This window comes from Amycolatopsis sp. NPDC104863 (assembly GCF_055582965.1).
Window position 1 is genome coordinate 723,406 of sequence record NZ_JBVJOW010000004.1, and the last position, 15,262, is coordinate 738,667.

Annotated in this window: 18 protein-coding genes; 6 read left to right on the forward strand and 12 right to left on the reverse strand. The window is 70.6% G+C overall.

Annotated features, from left to right (window positions below; translation table 11 throughout):
* The first annotated feature begins 4 nt into the window (after positions 1–4).
* From ACZ63J_RS25050 to ACZ63J_RS25065, 4 genes are read left to right on the forward strand one after another with little or no spacing between them, the layout of a single operon-like run.
* The gene (locus tag ACZ63J_RS25050) at positions 5–409 is read left to right on the forward strand and encodes a TOBE domain-containing protein (RefSeq protein WP_465301850.1); all 405 of its coding nucleotides are present in this window, start codon (positions 5–7) and stop codon (positions 407–409) included.
* On the forward strand, positions 406–1,212 hold the full coding sequence (gene modA, locus ACZ63J_RS25055) for a molybdate ABC transporter substrate-binding protein (RefSeq protein WP_465341203.1): 807 nt from the start codon (positions 406–408) through the stop codon (positions 1,210–1,212). The genes ACZ63J_RS25050 and modA overlap by 4 nt, the downstream gene beginning before the upstream one ends.
* A gap of 58 nt (positions 1,213–1,270) precedes the next feature.
* Positions 1,271–2,038: an ABC transporter permease gene (locus ACZ63J_RS25060; RefSeq protein ID WP_465301854.1), complete on the forward strand. Its 768-nt coding sequence runs from the start codon at positions 1,271–1,273 to the stop codon at positions 2,036–2,038.
* Complete coding sequence (locus ACZ63J_RS25065) at positions 2,035–3,102, forward strand: sulfate/molybdate ABC transporter ATP-binding protein (RefSeq protein WP_465400303.1); 1,068 nt, start codon at positions 2,035–2,037, stop codon at positions 3,100–3,102. Before ACZ63J_RS25060 ends, ACZ63J_RS25065 begins: the two co-directional genes overlap by 4 nt.
* 3 nt (positions 3,103–3,105) lie before the next feature.
* Here the strand turns inward: ACZ63J_RS25065 and ACZ63J_RS25070 are convergent, their stop codons facing one another.
* On the reverse strand, positions 3,106–4,875 hold the full coding sequence (locus tag ACZ63J_RS25070; protein ID WP_465400302.1) for a multicopper oxidase family protein: 1,770 nt from the start codon (positions 4,873–4,875) through the stop codon (positions 3,106–3,108).
* Between the two features lie 193 nt (positions 4,876–5,068).
* Here ACZ63J_RS25070 and ACZ63J_RS25075 point away from each other — a divergent pair, with 193 nt between their 5' ends.
* Together ACZ63J_RS25075 and ACZ63J_RS25080 are read left to right on the forward strand one after the other, a co-directional pair.
* Positions 5,069–5,863, forward strand: a complete 795-nt coding sequence (locus ACZ63J_RS25075; RefSeq protein ID WP_465301860.1) for an HAD-IIA family hydrolase — start codon at positions 5,069–5,071, stop codon at positions 5,861–5,863.
* A gap of 37 nt (positions 5,864–5,900) precedes the next feature.
* Positions 5,901–6,701: a metallophosphoesterase gene (locus tag ACZ63J_RS25080; protein WP_465400301.1), complete on the forward strand. Its 801-nt coding sequence runs from the start codon at positions 5,901–5,903 to the stop codon at positions 6,699–6,701.
* Here ACZ63J_RS25080 and ACZ63J_RS25085 read toward each other — a convergent pair whose 3' ends face one another.
* The 11 genes from ACZ63J_RS25085 to ACZ63J_RS25135 all read right to left on the reverse strand — a co-directional run bounded on the left by ACZ63J_RS25085 (position 6,702) and on the right by ACZ63J_RS25135 (position 15,214).
* A complete protein-coding gene (locus ACZ63J_RS25085; protein ID WP_465400300.1) occupies positions 6,702–7,076 on the reverse strand; it encodes a YccF domain-containing protein in 375 nt (124 codons plus the stop codon). It lies immediately after the preceding gene.
* Positions 7,076–7,822: a PhzF family phenazine biosynthesis protein gene (locus ACZ63J_RS25090; RefSeq protein ID WP_465400299.1), complete on the reverse strand. Its 747-nt coding sequence runs from the start codon at positions 7,820–7,822 to the stop codon at positions 7,076–7,078. Before ACZ63J_RS25090 ends, ACZ63J_RS25085 begins: the two co-directional genes overlap by 1 nt.
* 55 nt (positions 7,823–7,877) lie before the next feature.
* Positions 7,878–9,311 (reverse strand): hypothetical protein, encoded by a 1,434-nt coding sequence (locus ACZ63J_RS25095; RefSeq protein ID WP_465400298.1) that lies wholly within the window; start codon positions 9,309–9,311, stop codon positions 7,878–7,880.
* A gap of 14 nt (positions 9,312–9,325) precedes the next feature.
* The gene (locus ACZ63J_RS25100) at positions 9,326–9,871 is read right to left on the reverse strand and encodes a DUF3558 family protein (RefSeq protein ID WP_465400297.1); all 546 of its coding nucleotides are present in this window, start codon (positions 9,869–9,871) and stop codon (positions 9,326–9,328) included.
* On the reverse strand, positions 9,868–10,365 hold the full coding sequence (locus tag ACZ63J_RS25105; RefSeq protein WP_465400296.1) for a hypothetical protein: 498 nt from the start codon (positions 10,363–10,365) through the stop codon (positions 9,868–9,870). The genes ACZ63J_RS25100 and ACZ63J_RS25105 overlap by 4 nt, the downstream gene beginning before the upstream one ends.
* A 71-nt stretch (positions 10,366–10,436) precedes the next feature.
* A complete protein-coding gene (locus ACZ63J_RS25110) occupies positions 10,437–11,129 on the reverse strand; it encodes an ESX secretion-associated protein EspG (protein WP_465400295.1) in 693 nt (230 codons plus the stop codon).
* A 33-nt stretch (positions 11,130–11,162) separates the two neighbouring features.
* Positions 11,163–12,380, reverse strand: a complete 1,218-nt coding sequence (locus ACZ63J_RS25115) for a hypothetical protein (RefSeq protein ID WP_465400294.1) — start codon at positions 12,378–12,380, stop codon at positions 11,163–11,165.
* The gene (locus tag ACZ63J_RS25120; RefSeq protein WP_465400293.1) at positions 12,377–12,820 is read right to left on the reverse strand and encodes a hypothetical protein; all 444 of its coding nucleotides are present in this window, start codon (positions 12,818–12,820) and stop codon (positions 12,377–12,379) included. The genes ACZ63J_RS25115 and ACZ63J_RS25120 overlap by 4 nt, the downstream gene beginning before the upstream one ends.
* Positions 12,817–13,392, reverse strand: a complete 576-nt coding sequence (locus tag ACZ63J_RS25125; RefSeq protein WP_465400292.1) for a 4Fe-4S single cluster domain-containing protein — start codon at positions 13,390–13,392, stop codon at positions 12,817–12,819. Before ACZ63J_RS25125 ends, ACZ63J_RS25120 begins: the two co-directional genes overlap by 4 nt.
* A complete protein-coding gene (locus tag ACZ63J_RS25130; RefSeq protein WP_465400291.1) occupies positions 13,380–13,595 on the reverse strand; it encodes a DUF2997 domain-containing protein in 216 nt (71 codons plus the stop codon). The genes ACZ63J_RS25125 and ACZ63J_RS25130 overlap by 13 nt, the downstream gene beginning before the upstream one ends.
* Complete coding sequence (locus tag ACZ63J_RS25135) at positions 13,592–15,214, reverse strand: AAA family ATPase (RefSeq protein WP_465341217.1); 1,623 nt, start codon at positions 15,212–15,214, stop codon at positions 13,592–13,594. Before ACZ63J_RS25135 ends, ACZ63J_RS25130 begins: the two co-directional genes overlap by 4 nt.
* Positions 15,215–15,262 lie beyond the last annotated feature (48 nt).

The following is a 15,262-nucleotide window of genomic DNA, read 5'->3' on the forward strand; positions in this document are numbered from 1 at the left end:
CCCCATGCCGCAATTCCGGTTGTCCGAGGCCGCGCACCTGCTCGGAGTCAGTGACGACACCGTCCGGCGGTGGGTGCGCGCGGGGCAGCTGACCGCCACCGACGACGCCGCCGGCCGCAAGGTCGTGGACGGCGCCCAGCTGGCCGGGTTCGCCCGGGCGCAGGCCACCAGCCCCGAGGACCCGTCCGCGGTCGGGCGCTCCGCCCGCAACCGGTTCGTCGGGCTGGTCACCGAGGTGGTCGCCGACAAGGTGATGGCCCAGGTGGAGATGCAGTGCGGGGCACACCGCGTGGTGTCCCTGATGAGTACGGAAGCCGTCCGCGAGCTGGGCCTGCGCCCTGGGGTGCTCGCGGTCGCGGTGGTCAAAGCGACCACTGTTGTGGTGGAAACACCGGAAGGAAGTCGATGAAGAAGCTTGCTCTGGCCGTCGCGGCCGTCGCCTTGTTCGCGGGCGCGTGCAGCAGCTCGGACCAGCCCAGCACGCAGTCCGGCGGGTCGTCGGCCAGCGCCCCCGCGCCGAAGGGCACCGGCGACGCCGGCGGCACGATCACCGTGTTCGCCGCCGCGTCCCTGACCGAGTCGTTCACCGCGCTCGGCAAGGAGTTCGAAGCCTCGCACCCGGGCGTCACCGTGAAGTTCAGCTTCGCGGGTTCGTCCGGCCTGGTCCAGCAGCTGACCAACGGCGCGAAGGCCGACGTCTTCGCCTCGGCCGACCAGGCCAACATGGACAAGGCCGTCCAGGCGGGTGTGATCGACGGCCAGCCGACGGTGTTCGCCACCAACAAGCTGGCCATCGCGGTCGCGCCCGGCAACCCCAAGGGCATCAAGTCCTTCGCCGACCTGAACAAGGCCGGCCTGACCGTGGTGACCTGCGCGCCGCAGGTGCCGTGCGGTTCGGCCACCAAGAAGGTCGAGACCGCGACCGGCGTCACGCTCAAGCCGAAGAGCGAGGAGCAGGACGTCAAGCAGGTGCTGGCCAAGGTCCAGTCCGGCGACGCCGACGCGGGCCTGGTCTACGTCACCGACGCCACCTCGGCCGCGGGCAAGGTCGACAAGGTCGACTTCCCCGAGGCGAGCGGCGCGATCAACAACTACCCGATCGCCGCGGTCAAGGGCGGGCAGAGCGCGCTGGCCAAGGAGTTCGACGAGTTCGTCCTCGGTGACCAGGGCAAGGCCCAGCTGAGCAAGGTCGGGTTCGGCCCTGCGCAGTAAGCGTCTCGCGAACGGCCGGCCGGGATCCGTCCCGGCCGGCCGTTCGCGTGTCCCGTGGGTGCTCGCGATCCCCGCCACGCTGGCCCTGGCGCTGGTGGTGCTGCCGGTCGTCGGGCTGCTGGTGCGCTCGGACCTGTCGCGGCTGCCGTCGCTCGTCGCCACGCCGTCGTCGTGGCACGCGCTGCGGCTGTCGCTGATCACGGCCGCGTTGTCCACTTTGACCTGTGTGGTGCTCGGGGTGCCGCTGGCCGTCGTGCTCGCGCGGGCCCGGTTCCGCGGGGTCAGGCTGCTGCGCTCGATCGTGCTGCTGCCGCTGGTGCTGCCGCCGGTGGTCGGCGGGCTCGCGCTGCTCTACCTGCTCGGCCGCAAGGGCTTCCTCGGCATGCTGATCACCACGCTGACCGGGGAGTCGGTGCCGTTCACCACGACCGCGGTGGTCATCGCGCAGACGTTCGTCGCGATGCCGTTCCTCGTGGTCAGTCTCGAAGGCGCGCTGCGCGGGTCGGGCGACCGCTACGAGCAGGTCGCCGCGACGCTCGGCGCGCGCCCGTGGACGGTGTTCCGCCGGGTCACGCTGCCGCTGCTGCTGCCCGCGCTCGGCTCTGGCGTCGTCCTGAGCTTCGCCCGCGCGCTCGGCGAGTTCGGCGCGACGATCACCTTCGCCGGCAGCCTCGAAGACGTCACCCGCACGCTGCCGCTCGAGGTTTACACGCAGGCCGAAGTGGACATCGACAGCGCCGTCGCGCTGTCGCTGCTGCTCATCGTCGTGGCGGTAGTCGTCATCGCCGTCGCGCGGCCACGCTCGTGGGAAGGCGGCCTGCGGTGAGCCTGACCGCCCGGATCGAGGCCGTCCGTGGCTCGTTCTCGCTGGACGTCGACCTCGACGTTCCCACCGGGACGGTGCTGGCTCTGCTCGGCCCGAACGGCTCCGGCAAGTCGACGGTGCTGGGCTGCCTTTCGGGGCTGATCACGCCGACGTCGGCGGAGATCACGGTGTCGGGGCGCGCGCTGGCCGGCGTGCCGCCGCACCGCCGTGGGATCGGCCTGCTGTCCCAGGACGCGCTGCTCTTCCCGCACCTGTCCGCGGCGGACAACGTCGCGTTCTCCCCGCGCTCGACCGGCGCCGGCCGCCGCGCCGCGCGGGAACGCGCCTACTACTGGCTGGCCGAAGTGGACGCCGTCGAGCTCGCCGACCGGCGGCCCGGGCAGCTGTCCGGCGGCCAGGCGCAGCGCGTCGCGATCGCCAGGGCGCTCGCCGCCGAGCCGGACCTGCTGCTGCTCGACGAGCCGTTCGCCGCGCTGGACGTCGACGCCGCGCCGGCGATCCGCGGCCTGCTGCGGCGGGTGCTCAAGACCGGGCCGACCACGGTGCTCGTCACGCACGACCCGCTGGACGCGCTGGCGCTCGCCGGCCACGTCGCGGTGATGAACGGCGGCCGGATCGTCGAACACGGCCCCACCCGCGAAGTCCTGTCCGCCCCGCGAACGGCGTTCACCGCGCGGATCGCCGGGCTCAACCTCATCTCCGGGACCGCGGTTCCGGACGGCCTGCGGACGGCGTCGGGTGACGTGGTGGCGGGCATCGCGGCGCCGGACGTCGTGGCCGGCGAGCCCGCGGTGGCGGTGTTCCCGCCGAACGCCGTCGCCGTCTACCCGCACGACGGTGAGCACCGGGGGAGCCCGCGCAACACCGCCGAGGCGCATGTCGCCGCGCTGGAGCCGCACGGGCCGGTGATCCGGGTCCGCGCCGAGGGTGACGGTTGGGCCCACGGCCTCACCGCGGACCTCACGCCGGCCGCCGTGGCCGAGCTCGCGCTGGAGCCCGGCTCGGCGGTGACGCTGTCGGTGAAGGCCGCGACCGTGTCCGTCCACCCGGCCGCGGCCTCCTAGACCTCAGCCCTCGTGGTGGTGGCCGCCGCCGGGGTGGACGTGGAACTTCGCCACTTCCGGCGGGTGCACGACGAACGGCCGCATCATGCCTTCGTCCTCGTGGTCGAGGATGTGGCAGTGGTACATGAACTCGCCGGTGCCGCCGCCGAACTGCCCGGCGACGCTGACCCACTGGCCGGGGTTCACGATGATCGTGTCCTTCCAGCCCTCCTCGTACTTCTCCAGCGGGACGTCGGTGAAGCCGCTGATCGGCGCGGTCGTGCGCTCCGCGGCCTGGTCGAACGTCGTGGTGAAGCTCCGCCGGAACAGCGCCTGGAACTCCGTCAGGTGGATGTGGACCGGGTGCGCCGGGCCGCCGTTCGCGACGTGCACGAGGTTCCACACCGCCCAGCGGTCGTGGTTGATGAAGATGCCGGTGGTGTCGTCGAAGAGCCGGCCGATCATCCGGAACGTCTTGAGCCCGCCGGCCGGGTCGTCCAGCTGGATGATTCCCGCGCCGCCCGGGTCCGCGTCGACCTGCTCGAGGTCCCACATCTCCGGGTGGCCCTCGGCGTTGAGCAGCAGCGCGACCCAGACGTGGTCGTGGTCCTCCGGCAGCGTCGAGCCGTGCACCAGCCGCGTGTAGGACGTCGAGACCTTCTCCGGCAGCCGGAACGAGTCGTGCTTCGCGCAGCCGTCGACGCGGAACTCCATGACGTCCGGCTCGATCCCGCCCAGCCGCGGGTCGGCGTTGCGCAGCCTGAGTTTCTGCCCCTTGAAGCGGCTGAAGTCGATCAGGACGTCGAAGCGTTCGGCCGGGGCGACGGTCAGGCCGGCGGCGGGCAGCGCCGCGGGCGCCGGCAGCAGGCCGCCGTCGGTGCCGATCAGGCGGACGGCGTCGTTGACCGGGGTGTTGTCCTCGTCGACCAGGTTGAGCGTGAAGAACCGCGAGTTCGCCGCGTTGAGCAGCCGGAAGCGGTACCACTTCGCGTCGACGTCCAGGTGCGGCCAGATCACGCCGTTGACCAGGGTGAACGGACCGGAGAACGGGATCATCGGGCCGTTCGGGACGTACGGGAACTTGAACAGCAGCTGCCCGGTGAGCGCGCCGGTCGCGTCGGTGTCCAGGTTGCGGTCGGTGAGGATCAGCGGGATTTCGCGGTCGCCGTGCGGCAGGTCGAGCGCGTCCTCTTCGTCGTCGCGGATCAGGTACATCCCGGCGAGACCCGTGTGGACGTTGAAGCGGGTGATCGCCATCGCGTGGTCGTGGTACCAGAGCGGCATCGCCGGCTGGCGGTTCTGGTACTCGGCCAGCTGCGACGTGCCCTTGAGGCCGGCGTTGTGCGCCCAGCCGTCGTTGCCCGCGTTGGTGCGCGCACCGTGGAGGTGCACGACCGTCCACGCCGGCAGGTCGGCGACGCCGTCGACGATCGAGTAGCCGGGCTTGTCCAGCTCGCGGCCCGGCCGGCTGGTCGGCGCGTCCGTCACCGGGCCCTGAACCGCGACCAACGGGAACTCGCCGTCGATTTCGTTCGACCACGAAATCCGCAGCTGCTTGCCGCTTCGGACGTCGATAGTCGGACCCGGGAAATGGCCCGCGTACGTCCACAAAGTACTTTCGGGCAATTGTGAGTGCAGCCGCTGCTTCCTCGTCACCATCGGAATGGTGATCGTGTCCCGGCTCCGGAGCCGCAGCACCGGCGGAACCCGCAGTGGGTCGAGGAACTTGGTGAGCCCCCAGTTCGGCCCGGTGACGAGCCCGGCGGCGGCCGGGCGTTCGATGATTTCGGTCATTCGATTCTCCCCCTCACATGTTCGGGGGCAGGACGAATTGCGCCCCGGCGATTACGCCGGCGACGTCGAAAAGTATTCCCCCGAACCCCCTCGGTGGCCGGATACGCGACTTCCCTCGCAACACCGGCAATTCCCACTGTAGCCCTTTTCGGCGAGAGCCGCAGGCGCCTCGCGCGCGTGATAGGTTTCGCGCATGAACGAGCGCCGGTGGACGTATCTCTCCGACATGGACGGCGTCCTGGTCAAGGAGGAGCACCTCGTCCCGGGCGCGGACGAGTTCCTCGCCGAGCTGAAGGCGAACGGCATCGACTTCCTGGTGCTGACCAACAACTCGATCTACACCCCGCGCGACCTGCGGGCCCGGCTGGAGCGCACCGGGCTCGACATCCCCGAGGAGTCGATCTGGACCTCGGCGCTCGCGACGGCGAAGTTCCTCTCCTCGCAGCGGCCGAACGGCTCGGCGTACGTCATCGGCGAAGCGGGCCTCACGACGGCGCTGCACGAGGTCGGTTACGTGCTGACCGAGCGCGACCCGGACTACGTCGTGCTCGGCGAGACGCGGACGTACAGCTTCAGCGCGATCACCCGCGCGATCCGGCTCATCGAGGGCGGCGCGAAGTTCATCGCGACCAACCCGGACGCGACCGGGCCGAGCATCGAAGGCTCGATGCCGGCCACGGGGTCGGTCGCGGCGCTGATCGAGAAGGCGACCGGGCGCTCGCCGTACTACGTCGGCAAGCCGAACCCGCTGATGATGCGCTCGGCGTTGCGCCGATTGGGTGCGCACTCGGAGTCGACGCTGATGATCGGCGACCGGATGGACACCGACGTGCATTCGGGCATCGAAGCCGGGCTGCAGACCATCCTCGTGCTCACCGGCATATCCACCCGGGAGTCGGCCGAACGCTATCCGTATCGGCCCACCCTCGTGCTCGACTCGATCGCCGACCTGATCGGGCGAACCACGGACCCGTTCGGCGAAGGCTGACGGTGAGCCGGGTGGAAGAAGGGCTTATCGTCAGCGGATGAGCAAGTCCACGTACGTAGTGGGCGACGTGCACGGCCACCGTGACGAACTGGCCGACGCACTACGCGCCGAAGGCCTGGTCGACGACGAAGACAACTGGTCGGGGGCCGAGGACCAGCTGTGGTTCCTCGGGGACTTCGTCGACCGCGGCCCGGACGGCGTCGGCGCGATCGACCTGGTCATGCAGCTCGAAGCCCAGGCGGCCGAGGCCGGCGGCCAGGTGCAGACGCTGCTGGGCAACCACGAGATCCTGGCACTGGGGATGTACCACTTCGGCGACGAGCCGGTGCCGTCCGACTTCGGCCCGCGCAGCTTCGCCCGCAGCTGGGAGATCAACGGCGGCCTGCTGTCGGACCAGGACCGGCTGACCCCGGAGCACATCGAGTGGCTGACCGCGCGCCCGCTGGCCGCGCTCGCCGCCGACCACCTGCTGCTGCACTCGGACACGCTGGAGTACCTCGACTGGGGGTCGTCCATCGAGGCGATCAACGAGGCGGCGGCCGAGATCCTCACGGGGTCGGACCTCGAGTCGTGGTGGGACGTCTGGCGCCGCATGACGACGCGCTACGCGTTCCGCGGCCCCGACGGCGAGGAGAACGCCGAGAAGCTGATGGGCGCCCTGGGCGGCTCGCGGATCGTGCACGGGCACAGCGTCATCGCCGACCAGCTGGGCATCCACCCGACGCAGATCGAGGGGCCGTTCCTGTACGCGGGCGGCAAGGCCCTCGGTGTCGACGGCGGGCTGTTCGTCGGCGGGCCCTGCCTGGTGGTGGAGCTGCCCTACGAGCCGGAGTCCTGATCAGCCGATCTCGACGATCTCCTTGCCGAGCGGCATCAGCGACACGGGGATCATCTTGAAGTTCGCGATGCCGAGCGGGATGCCGATGATCGTGATGCAGAGCGCGACGCCGGTGAAGATGTGGCCGATCGCGAGCCAGAGCCCGGCAAAGACGAACCAGATGACGTTGCCGAGGCAGGAGGCGGCGCCGGCGTCGCGCCGCTCGACGACCGTGCGCCCGAACGGCCACAGCGCGTAGGCCGCGATCCGGAACGACGCGAGCCCGAACGGGATCGTGATGATCAGGATGCAGCAGATGACGCCCGCGACCAGGTAACCCAGCGCCATCCAGAGGCCGCAGAGCAGGAGCCAGATGATGTTCAGCAGCGTGCGCATCAGACGTGCAGCTCCCCGCTCACGACGGTGACGGCCTGACCGGCGAGGTGCACCCGGTCGCCGTCCTGGCGCGTCCGGACGATCCCGCCGCGCTGCGAGACCTGCTCGCCGGTGAGCTCCTTCTTGCCGAGCCGCTCCGACCAGTAGGGCGACAGGATGCAGTGCGCGGAGCCGGTCACCGGGTCTTCGTCGATGCCGACGCCGGGCGCGAAGAAGCGGCTGACGTAGTCGTCACCCTTCGCGGTGACGAGCAGGCGGCCCTTCCAGGTGTCCTTGAGCCGGGCGAGGTCGGGTTCGAGGGTTCTGACCGTCTGGGCGTCGGGGAGGACGGCGAAGAGGTTCTCGACGCCGCGCCCGGTGTACTCGATCTCGACGCCGGGGAGGATTCCGGACAGGTCGTCGTCGGTCGGCGTGGGCGGGTCGGAGGGGAAGTCCAGCTCGACCCAGCCGTCGTCGGCCCGGGCGCGGAGTTCGCCGCTCTTGGTGGTGTAGACCTGCTCGCCGCCGAGGACGTGGGTGGCGGCGACGGTGGCGTGCCCGCACAGCGCGACTTCGACCTCGGGCGTGAACCACCGGAGCGACTTCGGGCCGTCCGTGGTGACGACGAAGGCGGTCTCGGCGTGCTTCATCTCGGCGGCGACGGCTTGCATCCAGGCGGCGTCGGCGGGCTCGTCCAGGAGGACGACTCCCGCGGAGTTCCCGGTGAAGGCCCGGTCGGTGAAGGCGTCGACGATGAAGAAGCGCATGGCTTCCAATCTAGCGGCGACCCGGTTCCCCTCGGCGAGATTTAGGGGTTCGCCCCTAGGAGGTCTCCCCGATGGTGGGCTTGACGATCTTCTCGCCGTCCGGCCCGCGTTCGGGCTTGAGGTCGAAGACGTCTTCCTCGACGGCGTACTTGTTCTTGTGCTCCTTGTCGTCTTCCTTCTTCTTGCCCGCACCACCGGCCCCGGCGGCACCGGAGGCCCCGGCCTTGGCCCCGACCTTGCCCTTGGCCGCCGCGGCGGCGGTGGCCCCGCGTTCCAGCCGTTCGCCGGGAACCTTGCCCCCGGTCTTCTCCGCACCGGCTTCCTTCGGGCCACCACCGGCCCCGGAGACCCGCGACCCGGCAAACCCGGACCCGGCGCGGCCGGCGCCGGACTTGCCCCGCGTGATGTCACCGCTACCTGAGCCGACGCCGGGATTGCCGCCACCGGTCATGGCGAGGCCGTCGGGGGTCATGCGCGGGAAGGCGCTGGGGGCCGGGCCGCCGCCGCGGAAGCTCGTGTTGCCGCCGCCGAAGGTGCCGCCGGTGCCGCTGGTGGCACCGGGCGGGACGTAGGCGGGCGGGGTGGTGCCGGGAGGTGTTGTGGTTCCTGGGAAACCGCCACCGGTCGTCCCGCCGGGTCCGGTTCCGGTGATGCCGCCGGTGCCGGTGCTCGTTCCTGTTCCGCCGCCGATGGTGGGGGTGCCGGTGAAGCTGGTGCTGCTGGTGCCGTGGAAACCAGCGGCGGAGGTGGAGTCCCCACCCCCCAACTGCGGCGGCGGCGCGTAGGTGGGTTGGGAGCTGGCGGTTTCGTGGTAGGTGCCATCGAGGTTCTGAAGCACCTGAACGGCTTGCTGGTGCGCAGCGTCGGCTTGTTGTTGCTTGGCCTGGATGTCGACCATGGTGGAGCTCATGCCGATGAGGTCACCGGAGTTGTACTGCTGCTTGGCCTTGTCGAGCTCGGCCTGCTGGTTGAAACCGGTGGGCTCAGGCATGTTGGTCTTGGCGTAGTGCGCGGCGGCCGACTGCTGGGAGTAGTGGTTGGAGACGAGCTGCATGGCATTGCCGGTCTGCTCGGTGTGACCCGCAGTGCTCTGGAAGAACCCGTTCGCCTGGTCCGCTGCGGGGCCTTGCCAGGAGCCGCCGGCCGCGGTGGCCGCGTCACGGAACTGGTTGGAGGCGTCGGCGAGCCAGTTGCCATACGTGTTTGCTACGCGGCTTCGGTTGTTGATGCCCTCGATGTCGAGGTCCTTGTGCACCATGTCGTACAGGACTTCGTGCGGGCTGTTCGCGTAATTCTCGCCTGGTGCCGGAGAATCGCCCCGCAGGTTCTGCCCCGCCTGCAGGAGTTTGCTTTGTGCGACCGAGTAGTCCGATGCGGCTTTCTGCGTCAGCCGCTGGTCGTCTGCGCCGTGACCTTGAAGCTTCTGCTCGGTGGCCGCGTAGTAGTCACCCTCGGACTGGCGATGTTGCGCCCGGTGCGGCTGACTCATGACAGGACTCCGTATCAGTTCTTCGGCAGTAGTGGCTCGACCTTCGCGGCGATTTCTTCAACCTGCTTGCAGGCTTTCGCGGTATCCGTACCCGAAGCGAGCAGAACGAAAGCTCGGGAGCTGGGTTTCACTTCCAAGAAGACGTCGCACTGGCCGGATGAATTCTCCGGTTCGCGCTCTTCGATCGCGGCTCGGCCGTTGACCGTTCCCTCACTCGCCTGGCTCGGGTTCCCGACGTTGTCCTTGTAACCTTTGCCAGCGTCGAGGGAGAGCCCCACGTCCACGCCAGGCGTGTCGCCGGCCGTCGGTTTTGTGGTGCGGCAGGCGTGTTTCGGGTCTGCGACCAGCGGCTCCGCCTTGGGAAACCCCTGTCCGGCAAGGGCTTGGTCGAGGATCGAGCAGGGACTCAGTCCGGCGAACGGATCGCCCGGATCCGCGGTTGCGGTGGACGTGCTCGACACCTGTGAACTGGGGGTCGCCTGGCCGCCGACCTGACTCGTGCACGCTGTCAGGGTGAGGGTCAGCGCGGCGAACGCGACTGCGGCACGTCGTGCGCTCACTTCTCCTGCAGCCCCTTGTTGAGCTGGGCGAAGGTCATGCTGTGGGCATCCTCGGTTTCACGATAGTTCTTCCTCGCGATCACCATTGCTTCGCGGGCCTGCTGGACGCCATCACGCATCCGGATCAGGTTGGGGATCAGCGACTGCTCGTCACCATCAGCCACCTTCACGTTGAAGGCGGCGACAGCCTTGGCGTATTCGCTGCCACCCATCTTGGCCTGCGCACTCAGGTCGCGGACGTCGAGGATCATCCGGTTGTAACCGTCGAGGAAAAAATCGCAGGCCTTGATATACGCCTGGAAGCCTTGTTCGTTCACCGCGAACTGACCGCCTTCGGCGAGCGCCTTCAGGTTGTGGCCGCCCTCGCTGACCCTCCTCGCGGCCTCCGAATCGACCGGCCCGTCGACGATCCCGGACAGGAAGTTCGCTCCTGCGTCGCCCGCGGTCGGCGGTGGTTTGAAAGACCCAGGTGCGCCGAACTGTGAACCGCTCATGACGCCCTCCCCGTCGTTCGGCACCACCCTGCGTGGTCCCTCTGCACTGTACTAGTGACGAACCGGCCGCGTCAGTGGTTCCGGCCACGGTCGTGGAGCCAGGTGCGCAGGTGGGAACCATCCGATGGGGTGAACCTGACGCGGGTCTCGCCGCCCGGTAGGGGCTCGTTGAACATCAGGAAGCGGCCGCCGTCGTTGTCGATGAACGTCACCGTTCCCGTCGGGCGCAACGCCCCCGACATGCGGACCGACAGCTCGAACGTCCCGTACCGGTGCAGGGGCCACGCCGAAAACTCCGCCGCCGCCTCGACGTCGCGGGCCGGGGCGCCGCGGGTGATCGTCAGCTCCGGCAACGGGACCGGGCGGTACGCCGGCAACATGCCGACCACCAGGTCGACCAGGCGGTCCGGCCGGGACTGGGCGAACAGGATCTCCTCGCCCGCCAGCTCCGAGAACACCCCCAGCCCGTGCCCGACAGCCGCCCGGTAGAACACCTGGCGGCCCTCCTCCGCCGCGCGGACGACGATCAACACGTCCGGCTGGGTCCAGGCGCGCAGCGTCTGCTCGACCTCGATGTCCAGTTTGTCCGGGCCCGCCAGGCCGCGTGCGCGAAGGGACTCCCACGCCTCCGCCGCGATGCGCGAGTGCTCGTCCAGGGTGTGGCCGGGGCTGCGGATTTCGAACGGGTGCCAGCTCGCCGGGAGACCGGTGCGCCGGATCGCCGTGTCGACCTCGGTCAGGCCCAGGGAAAATTGCTCCGGCACGTCCCCGAGCGTAGCGGACCCGCCACCCCGCGCTCAGATGTCGAGCTGCCGGACACCCGTCTCGCGCAACGGCACCCGCCCGGCCGTCGCCCGGGTGCGCAGCCGGACGATCTCGTGCGGCTGCAGGCCGATCGCGACGCCGAACGCCTCGACGTCCGGGAAGCCGCCCTGCCGTTGCCGCAGCTCCAGCGCCCGGGTCACCTTGTCCGCCGGAAGCAGCTGCGCCAGCTCGGGTCCGGAAGCCGTGTTGACGTCCACAAGCGCGAGAGGAACCGGGGCAGGTGCGGGCGGCGGCGCCAACGCAACCGCGTCAGCCGGGACGTACGCCTCGATCGTGTCGTTCTGCCGCAGGTCCCGGAACGCGATCCCCACGGTGAACGTCCGCGACCCGGCGTTCGTCCGCGTCGCGACCCCGCCCCGGGCCAGCGACAGGATCCGCAGGTCGGCCGCGACCACCGTGCTCCGCTCGTTGAACGTCGTCCCCGCCGGCCGCAGCACCCGGGCCTGCCGGCCCACCGTGAACAGCGCGCCGCGCCCCTCCGGCACCTCGACCGCCGCGACGACGGTGCCGTTGCCGAGGTCGTTCAGGCCGTGCACCACCGCCACCCCCTCGCGACGCTCCAGGTGGTCGGCCTCGGGCTCGGGGAACGCGGCCAGCGTGTCACCCGCCATCGGCGGCACGTCGCACTGGAAACCGAGCAGCACCGTGCCCGGCTGCCCCTCCGGCAGCTCCTCGACCGGCCCCGCCGGGCCGAACAGCCCCAGCACCCGCATCGGCTCGCCGACCGCCCGGCCGGCGCGCAGCAGCGTGGTCAGCACCCCGAACCGCAGCACGCCGTTCTGTGGCCGCACCTGCAGGTGGAACCCCGTCACCTGGTCGTACGCCGGCGCGAGCACCGCGGCGACGGTGTCCGGCCGGCTCGTGTCGGGTCCGACGGCGTCGTCGGTGTAGAGCTCCAGCGCGTCGCCGTTCCCGATGTCGCGCCGCCCGACGGCGACGAAGACGTCCTTGAGGAACCCGGCGTCGGTCACCGCTTCGACGTCGCTGGAGAAGAACTTCTTCCGCACCATGATCCCGAGACGCAGGTTGTCCGCCAGGATCCGGTCGCCGCGCTTCAGCCGCGCGCGGGCGCCGCGGACCGCGCGCCCGATGCTCACCTGCCCGCCGGGCAGCTCCCCGAGGCCGGGGAGGGTGACCGAGTCGTTGAGCGCCTTGCCGAACTCGATCAGGCCGACCCTGACCTCGGTCACGACGTGGCGGCCAGCGTGACGCTGATCGACTGGTCGGCGTTGACGCGCTCGGACTCGACGACCATCCCGTTCGAAGCCGCGCGCTCCTTCAGCCGGGCGAGCACGGCGCGCTGCACTTCGGCCGCGTACGCCTCGTCGACGGACAGCACGAGCCGCTCGGCTTCCGCCGGCGCCAGGCCGGGGCCGTCGACGTGCGCGAGCTGCACCCCGTCCGGGCCGTAGACGAACGTGATCCGCCGGCCTTCCCACGCGGCCGTGACGGCGTTGCCGGTGTCGCTGACCTGGGCGCGCAGCCCGGTGAGCGCGCGGGTCAGCAGGTCGCGGTGCCGCATCCGCGTCCGCACGGTGACGACGCCGGGCTGCGCCTGCGTGTGCGCGGCGATCGTGGCCGCGTTGAGCTGGGCCAGCGCCTCGCTGCGCAGCTTGAGCGTGACACTCATCGGTGATCCCTTTCGAGCAGGGCTTCGAGCACTTCGGTGGTGGCGAACCCGTTCAGCTCGATCGCGCCGTCCGGGGCGATCGTCACTTCGAGGCGGTTCGGGGCGGTGAAGATCGACTCGTCGTAGCGGTCGGTCAGGAAGTGGAACCGCTGGTTGACCGAGCCCGCCCAGGGCCGCGACGGCTCGGGCCGCTCGGCCAGGAAAGGCCCGTCCACCAGCAGATCCGTCGACGCGAGCAGCTTCGACTGCGGCAGCTCCTCCCGGACGTGCCCGGTGAACGTCATGACGGACAGCCCCTCGGCGCGCACCGCCGAAGCGAACTCGCCCAGCGGCGACGGCTGGTCGAACGGCTCCCCGCCCAGCAGCGTGACTCCCTCGATCCCGGGAATCGCCAGGACGCGCGAAACCAGGTCGGGCCACGCCAGCCGGAACCCGCCGCGGGTCGTCCACGTCTGCGGGTTGAAACACCCGGGGCAGCGGACCGAACAGCCCTGGGTCCACACCGCGCACCGCAGGCCCGGGCCCTCCGCCGCCGTCGTGTCGACGATCCGGTGCAGGTTCAGGAGTTCCATTGTGACTGCTGCTGCGACGCGGTGTTCTCGGCGGACGCCGACGTGCGCCGGTAGTCCTCGGTGAACTCCGACGTTTCCGTTTCCGCGCCGAGCATGTCCTCCAGCAGCGGGATGTAGTCGAGGCATTTGGAGCCGGTCACGCCGTGGGTCTCGGCGCTGATCGACCCGTCCTTGCCGATGGTGACGGTCACGCGGTGCGTCATACGTCGATCGTCCTTCCCCTCGGGGATTCCGGCGGCGCGACGGGCGGCGGGGGAGCCTCGACGTCTTCGCCGTTGTCGGTGGCGGCGACGGCGCGCGTCTCCGCCCAGTTCCGGATGGCCAGGATCTCGTCGGCCTGGGTGACCGACAGCGGCACGGTCGACTTCACCGCGCGCACCAGGTCGTCCCGGCGCAGTGGCCGCTTCTCGGCGAACGCGTCCACCAGGCCGGACAGCACGGCCTGCTCGATCTCGGCGCCGCTGTAGCCCGCGCTGACGTCGGCGAGCTCCGTGAACAGCGCGTCGTCCATCCGCAGCTCACTGCGGACGAAGTCGTCGGTGACGCGCCGGTGCAGGTGGATGCGCCAGATTGCGGCGCGTTCGGGCGCCGAGGGCAGGTCGACGAAGAAGATCTCGTCGAAGCGGCCCTTGCGGAGGAACTCCGGTGGCAGCGAGCCGACCTGGTTCGCGGTGGCCATCACGAACACCGGCGCCGTCTTCTCCTGCATCCAGGACAGGAACGTGCCGAACACACGACGCGCGGTGCCGCCGTCCCCGCCGCCGCCCGCGCCGGCGAGGCCCTTCTCGATCTCGTCGACCCAGAGCACGCAGGGCGCGATGCCTTCCGCGGTGCGGATGACCGTGCGGATGTTCTTCTCGCTGGAGCCCACGAGCCCGGCGAAGACGCGGCCCAGGTCGAGCCGCAGCAGCGGCAGCCGCCACATGTTCGCGACGCACACCGCGGACAGGCTCTTGCCGCAGCCGGGCACGCCGGTGAGCAGCAGGCCCTTCGGCGCCGCGAGGTTGTACGCCGCCGCGGCGGGGGTCCAGGTGCCGGTGCGCTTGGTGAGCCACCGCTTGAGCCGGTCGAGGCCGCCGACGGCGTCGAAGCTCGTTTCCGCGGGCACGATGTCGAGCATCCCGGACCGGCGGACGGCCTGGCGCTTCTCGGCGAGGATCAGCTCGAGGTCGCTGGGGTCCAGCCCGCCGCCTTCGACGAGCGCCCGCGCGAAGGCGTTCTCGGCTTCGGGCAGCGTGAGGCCCCGCGCGGCGGCGACGATCATGTCGCGGTCGTCCCGGTCGATGCTGATCCGGACGTTCTGGCGGTGCGCGGCGACCATGCCGTCCAGCAGCTCGCCGATCTGGCGCTGGTCGGGCAGCGGGAAGTCGACGACGGTCGCGTCGTGCTCCAGCTCCGGCGGCACGGGCAGCGACGGCGACACGAGGATCAGGCTCAGCGGCACCGGACGCGTCTTGAACGCGGCGGCGAGCTCCCGCAGCCGCCGGACGACGTCGGGATCCGGCCGGTGCCCACCTTCGGAGACCAGCGACGGGTGCAGGTCCACGAAGACGAACACGGCGGGCTCGCCCCAGCTGTAGACCCGCTCGAGCGCGGCCGCGGCGGCCCGCGTCTCCGAGATCGGCGGCCCGCCCGCCGGCGCCAGGCCGGTGGTCGACGACCAGACGTAGACGCGCCGCGGGGTGCGCAGCCGCTGCTGGTCTTCCGCGACCGCGCGGATCTCCCGAAGCACCCGCTGCTCTTCGTGCGTCTCGACGACCAGCAACGGGTAGCGCGCCTGCAACAGCTGGGTCAGCTCGTCGCGAAACCCCTGGCCGGCCATCGATCGCCCCCTCGATTCGGGTCCGGATGCTACCAGCGGGGGGTGGTT